The organism is Patescibacteria group bacterium (genome assembly GCA_040753135.1).
Taxonomy (GTDB): domain Bacteria; phylum Patescibacteriota; class Minisyncoccia; order UBA6257; family Brennerbacteraceae; genus JBFMGR01.
Genome location: JBFMGR010000008.1, coordinates 39,408 through 42,350, shown reverse-complemented (window position 1 = coordinate 42,350; position 2,943 = coordinate 39,408). Strand labels below are relative to the sequence as shown.

General features: G+C 39.1%; 3 protein-coding genes. All 3 read left to right on the top strand.

Annotated elements, in window-relative coordinates:
• Positions 1-665: TatD family hydrolase (locus AB1721_02855; protein MEW5805633.1), on the top strand; the 665-nt coding region annotated here is incomplete at its 5' end.
• Positions 607-1,644 carry a DHH family phosphoesterase gene (locus AB1721_02850; protein ID MEW5805632.1) on the top strand — a complete coding sequence of 346 codons (1,038 nt, stop codon included), beginning with the start codon at positions 607-609 and terminating at the stop codon, positions 1,642-1,644. The genes AB1721_02855 and AB1721_02850, both read left to right, overlap by 59 nt.
• A gap of 25 nt (positions 1,645-1,669) precedes the next feature.
• The coding region (leuS, locus tag AB1721_02845) for a leucine--tRNA ligase (GenBank protein MEW5805631.1) at positions 1,670-2,943 on the top strand (1,274 nt) is incomplete at its 3' end.

Below are 2,943 nucleotides of genomic sequence, written 5' to 3'. Positions count from 1 at the left end.
CTGAAGACTGGGGCGGGGGAATTGAATTAGCCAAGCAATATCCGGAAAACATTTATTTCGCTTTTGGTTTGCATTGTGAAGAGGCCGCTGGTACTGGGGGAATTAAACTCAAAATTGAGGCGCTGGAAAATAAAATCAATCAGCTTGATCCTGATTTTATTAAAGCGATTGGTGAAACCGGGCTGGATTATTTCTACGCTAAGACACCGGAAGCGAAACAAAATCAGCAAGAGTTATTTTTAAGCCAGATTGAGTTGGCAAAAAAATATCAGAAGCCGTTAATTATTCATTGTCGTGAGGCCTATGAAGAGATTTATCAAATTCTGAAAGCAGAGAAAATTAACAATTTTGTGATGCATTTTTTTGTCGGGACAAAAAACCAGGCAGAAAAATTTTTAGAATTAGGCGGGTACATTTCTTTTTCTTCAGTGGTTGCTTTGGCCGACGATTATGACAAGGTAATTGAGTTTGTTCCTGAAGATAGAATTTTGATTGAAACCGATTCCCCGTTTATCCGAAGCAATACGCCCTTGGATGTTTTTAAAGTGGCAGAAAAAATTGCCCGGGTGAAAAAAATCAGTTATGATGAGATAGTTAAAACTACTTATGAAAACGCGAAAAGATTTTTTCAGCCTAACGCCCTCAACAAACCCAATCTTGACTAAAAGAAAAATTTTTCAGTCAATTGAAAAACAGATAAAAAAATCAAAAAGAATCTTGGTTTCCGGGCATATTGGCCCTGATTTTGACAGCATTGGTGGTAGTTTGGGACTTTATTTTCTTTTAAAAGATCTAAAGAAGCAAGTTTTTCTTGGGACTGAATTTAAAGAGCAGATCTGGCTTGATTTTGAAAGCGACCTGCCTAAATCTGCTGCAGTCAGTAAAGCTAAGCGCATTGATTTAGCGATTTTAATTGATTATGGCAATAAAGACCGGCTGCCTAAAAAAGCCAGAAAAATCATTGAAAAAGACAAGCCAATAGTTATCTCAATTGATCATCACAATCTTCAGACCCAGTTTGGCGAGACTGTTTGGATTAGTTCTGATTACTGCTCTGTTGCAGAGATGGTTTACGAGTTAATAAAAAAACTTGGCTGGAAGCTGACTGATAAAATTGCTTATTACTTACTTTTAGGAGTGGTTGGCGATACCACTGGATTTAGTTATTATCCCTTGACTCAAAAGCGCTTAAGAATGCTCAAAGATTTAATCCGTTCTGAAGAAGAATTTTCTTATTTTTTAAATCTATCTAAAAAATGGCTTAGCTTTGAAGACTTAATTAAGTTTGGCAAGTATTTGAGAAAAGTAAAAATAGCTAAAGATTTGGGCTTGGCTTATTTAACTGTTGAGCATAATTCAGAAGTTAGTTATCTGTATAGCCGCTTATCAGCGCAGATAAGCTTGGTTGATGGAGTCAAAATTTCTCTGCTTTTATCAAGACAGAGAACTGGCTTGGTTAAGGGGGAGCTGCGCGGCTCAAGAGATAATTTTGTTGACCTTTCTCAAATCGCTTCAGTTTTTGGCGGCGGCGGCCATTTTAATGCTGCCGGCTTTATCTCTGATTTATCTAGTGCTAAAATAATAAAAAAAATAAAGGATTTATTAAAAGAACAAGCAGGGCAAGCAAATTTGCTTGATTCATAATTCATTATCCACAACTCTTTTTATAATGAAGTACGATCACTCAAAAATAGAAAAAAAATGGCAGAAAATCTGGGCAAAGAATAATTATCAGGCTCATCAGGCAAAAAATTTTTCCAAGAAAAAAAAGTTTTATATTTTAGATATGTTTCCTTATCCGTCCGGAGACGGGCTTCATGTTGGCCATGCTGAAGGTTATACGGCGACAGATATTTATTCTCGCTATTTAAGATTGAATAACTTCAATGTTCTTCACCCAATGGGTTGGGACGCTTTCGGTTTGCCGGCAGAGAATTATGCGATTCAGCGCAAGCTTCATCCAGCTGCAGCAACCCAGAAAAATATTGACCGATTTAAAAAGCAGGCGCAGGCACTGGGTTTTTCTTATGATTGGCAAAGGGAGATCAGCACCTGCGACCCGGAGTATTATAAATGGACCCAGTGGATATTTTTAAAGCTGTTTGAACGCGGTTTGGCTTATCAGTCGGTTAAGCCGATTAATTGGTGTCCGTCCTGCAAAACCGGTTTGGCTAACGAGGATTTAGAAGACGGCAAATGCGAGCGCTGTAAATCGTTGATTGAAAGGAAACCGATGCGCCAATGGGTTTTGAAGATTACTGATTATGCCGACCGGCTTTTAGAAGATTTGAAGTTATTAGATTGGCCGGAAAATGTTAAGCAGATTCAAAAAAATTGGGTCGGCAAATCCCTGGGTTATGAATTTGAGTTTGCGGTTGCCGGCCAAGCGAAAAAAATTAAAACCTTTACCACTCGCTTAGACACAATTTTTGGCGTTAGCTTTTTAGTTTTAGCGCCAGAACATCCGTTGGCAGAAGAGATTGCCAGCCAGGGTTTAAAAGCTAAAGTTAAAGATTATATCCAGGAAGCGGTTAATAAAACTGATCTCCAGCGAGAAGCAGAAAAAGACAAAACCGGAGTTTTTACCGGTGCTTATGCGATTAATCCCGCGAATCAAAAGCGGGTGCCGATCTGGGTGGCTGATTATGTGATGATGGGTTATGGCACGGGCGCAGTAATGGGCGTACCGGCCCATGACCAGCGGGATTTTGATTTTGCCCAGAAGTTTGGCTTAGAGATAATTGAGGTAATTTCAACTGATGGCAAGAAGCACCAATTAGATCGGGCCTATATAGGCGAGGGTGTTTTAATTAATTCCGGACCGTTTGATCGAGTTTCCGCGGAAAAAGCTTCGGCCAAGATTGCTAATTTTATTGGCGCAAAAAAAGCGGTTTATTATAAATTAGAAGATTGGGTTTTTGACCGGCAAAGATATTGGGGGGA